Annotated in this window: 4 protein-coding genes; all 4 read left to right on the top strand. The window is 51.0% G+C overall.

The features are described from left to right. A partial coding sequence (locus B2633_RS09450) for a thiolase family protein (protein ID WP_483170363.1) occupies positions 1-832 on the top strand: 832 nt, incomplete at its 5' end. Then, positions 825-1,217 (top strand): Zn-ribbon domain-containing OB-fold protein, encoded by a 393-nt coding sequence (locus tag B2633_RS09445; protein WP_483170362.1) that lies wholly within the window; start codon positions 825-827, stop codon positions 1,215-1,217. The genes B2633_RS09450 and B2633_RS09445, both read left to right, overlap by 8 nt. A 91-nt stretch (positions 1,218-1,308) precedes the next feature. Beyond that, complete coding sequence (locus tag B2633_RS09440) at positions 1,309-1,725, top strand: MarR family winged helix-turn-helix transcriptional regulator (protein WP_481042863.1); 417 nt, start codon at positions 1,309-1,311, stop codon at positions 1,723-1,725. 241 nt (positions 1,726-1,966) lie between these two features. Continuing rightward, a complete protein-coding gene (locus B2633_RS09435) occupies positions 1,967-3,106 on the top strand; it encodes an acyl-CoA dehydrogenase family protein (protein ID WP_483170360.1) in 1,140 nt (379 codons plus the stop codon). Positions 3,107-3,217: the final 111 nt, after the last annotated feature.

Here is a 3,217-nt window from a genome sequence, read left to right as displayed (position 1 = left end):
GGACAGCCAGGTCTTTAATACCCTTGAGGGCAAAATGTCAGTGATGTCCCAGGCGGAAATAGATTTTGAATTGCCTTATCTGCCCATGGGATTCAATACCGGATATGCTTTAATCGCGCGCCGGCATATGCATCTCTACGGTACTACCCCTGAGCAAATGGCCAAAATTGCCGTGGATCAGCGCTTTAATGCCCTGCACAATCCCCTGGCTCTATTCAACCAGGCTCCGCTCACCATCGAAGAGGTATTACAGTCGCTGCTTATTACCGACCCCCTGCATCTCCTGGAGATAGTCCGCCCCTGCAGCGGTGCCGCGGCAGCGGTTGTCAGCCGGGCCAGCAGCGATATGAATACGCACCGCAGTGTTAGTGTTCTGGGTTGGGGAGAGGCCTGCACGCATAATTCCATTGTGTATTCGGAGGAGATAACTATCAGCCCGGTGAAGGAATCGGCCCAGCGGGCCTTTGCCATGGCTGAATGCGGCCCTGCAGACATTGATCTGGTTTCACTCTATGATTGTTATCCCATCACAGTACTGATCACTTTGGAAGACGCCGGCTTCTGCGCCAAGGGCGAAGGGGGCTCGTTTGTAGCCCGGCACAATCTGACATATCAGGGCGATTTTCCATGCAACACCCATGGAGGCCAGCTTTCCATGGGGCAGCCTTCATTTGCCGGGGGTATGTCGCATATTATCGAGGCAGTTCGCCAATTGCGGGGGGAGGCCGGGATACGCCAGGTTCCCCAAAACCGCCTGGCCTTTGTAAACGGCAATGGCGGTGTGATGAGTACGGAGAGCAGCCTGGTGTTAGGGAGGACGGAGCATGTGTGATGATCAAACCCGAATTTACTATCAGCATTTGAAACAGGGAGAATTATGGCTGCAATACTGTTTAAACTGTCAGGAGCATACTTTTTACCCTCGCAGTCATTGCCCGGGGTGTTTGGACCAGCAACTGGAGTGGAGAAAAAGCCAGGGACAGGGCAGGGTGTACAGCTACAGCATCATTCACGTACAGAGCCTGGCAGATGACGATGTTCCTTATATCTATAGCCTGGTCACCCTGGATGAGGGGGTTCGTCTGGCTACCCGCATAGTCGATTGCAGCCCGGAAGCGGTTCATGTGGATATGGGGGTTGAAATGGTGGTAAGAGCGATAAACGGTCAGCTTATGCCGGTATTTAAGCCCGTTGCCGGTCTTAAAAGCCAGGCCTGATCAAGCCTGTTGCGTAATCTCAACCCGATAAATATTTTGCGTCCACATTATGTTATAATCAATACTATATAGCGATTTAAGGAGTAATTTAATGGAATTAGAACAATGCGTGAATTTTGTGTTGACTAAAGCTCAGAACGCAGTACAGCAGCTATTTAAAGCTGAACTGGCACCGTATGGCGTGACCCCGGGTCAATATGCAGTATTAAAGTGTCTCTGGGACGAAAATGGCCAGACTGCCAAGCAGCTATCCGAACGGCTCTATCTGGACGGATCCACTGTGACCGGTATACTGGACCGGATGGAAAACAAGTCCCTGATCAGCCGCCAGCCCGATCCCAAGGATCGCAGGGCTGTACGGGTTATGTTGACCGAACAGGGCCGGGCCCTGAACGAACCGGTCAATGCCGCTATCGAACGGGCCAACAAGAAGGCTCTGGAGAGACTGGAACCCCAGGAGTCGGCCTTTCTTAAGAAATTGCTGGAAGAGCTGAATCACGGTTCATAACTTACCTTAATTTCCTGTCATGGTATGATCCATACACAGCACTCATTTTTAGCAGACTAGATTTTATTCGACATTATCAGACCTGCAGCCAGGAAATGGCAAGATTCCTGCAATACTTTGCATACAAATATATGATTGACAAAGCATTTGCCTGTTTTATACAATTCAGTTACGACGGGATATTGCCGCCTGAGTTTTTGTGCGCAGGCGGAGTACAATATGGTGAAAAGGAGTGAGAGTAATGGATTTCCAGCTAACAGAGGAGCAGGTACTGGTTAGAGAGAACATGCGAGAGTTTGGCAAGACCTATGTAGATCCGATAGCGGTAGAAATCGATGAGAACAGCCGCTTTCCTGCCGAGGTCATCCAAAAGCTCGGCGAAGGCGGTTGGATGGGAATGCCGATTCCCCAGGAGTATGGCGGAGCCGGCACCGATTATCTGACCTACGCCATCGCGGTGGAAGAGCTTTCCTATTTTTGCGCCGCTACAGGTTTTACCATGTCCGTACATACCGGCCTGGTTTGCATGCCATTGTTGCTTTTTGGGAATGAGGGTCAAAAGAAACAATACCTGACTCCATTGGCCAAAGGTGAACACCTGGGGGCTTTTGCCTTAACTGAGCCCGGAGCCGGCACTGATGTCGGGGCTGCCACCTCAACTGCGGTTCTGGATGGTGACGAGTGGGTCTTAAACGGCACCAAGACCTTTTGCTCCAACGGCCCGGTAGCGGATACATACATCACCTTCGCCTGGGTGGAAAAAGAAGAAGGCGGCCGGGGCATGACTTGTTTCATTGTTCCTAAAGAGACAGCAGGGATGCGGGTTGGGGCACATTTTGCCAAGATGGGCCTCCGGGCTTCGCAGACTTCAGAAATCATATTTAAGGATTGCCGCATACCTAAAGATAACATAGTCGGTAAGGTGGGAGATGGCTTAAAGATAGCCATGAATAGCTTTGATCACGGTCGCATCGGCATAGCCGCTCAGGCAGTCGGCATCACGCAGGCCGCCCTGGACGAGTCGATAGCTTATTCTAAACAACGGATTCAATTTAATAAACCCATCAGCAAAAACCAGGCCGTTCAATGGTGGATTGCCGATATGGCAACCGAGGTTGCTGCAGCACGCTATTTGACTCATAGTGCTTGTTATCTGAAAGATCAGGGCAAGTCCTTCAGTAAAGAGGCGGCTATGGCCAAGCTGTTTGCTGCCGAGTGCTCTATGCGCCACACCGTGAAGGCGGTTCAGATTTACGGAGGCTATGGCTACATCAAAGGACAGAAGGTGGAGCGCCTGATGCGCGATGCTAAAATAACCGAAATCTATGAAGGAACCTCCGAGGCACAGAGAATGGTTATTGCCGGAAATGTGCTGCGTTAGATAAGATTAGGCCAGAGAGTTTATAAAAGACGCCACAGCATCATATCAGATCTGCGGCGTCTTTGTTGTGCGCCCGGCATGGGCGCGGATCCATAAATATCTCCGGGCAGG

The organism is Syntrophomonas sp. UBA1041, from assembly GCF_002316705.1.
In the GTDB taxonomy this organism is placed as follows: Bacteria; Bacillota; Syntrophomonadia; order Syntrophomonadales; family Syntrophomonadaceae; genus DTU019.
Note: the sequence above shows the minus strand (reverse complement) of the source record. Positions and strands in the feature narration are given on the sequence as shown.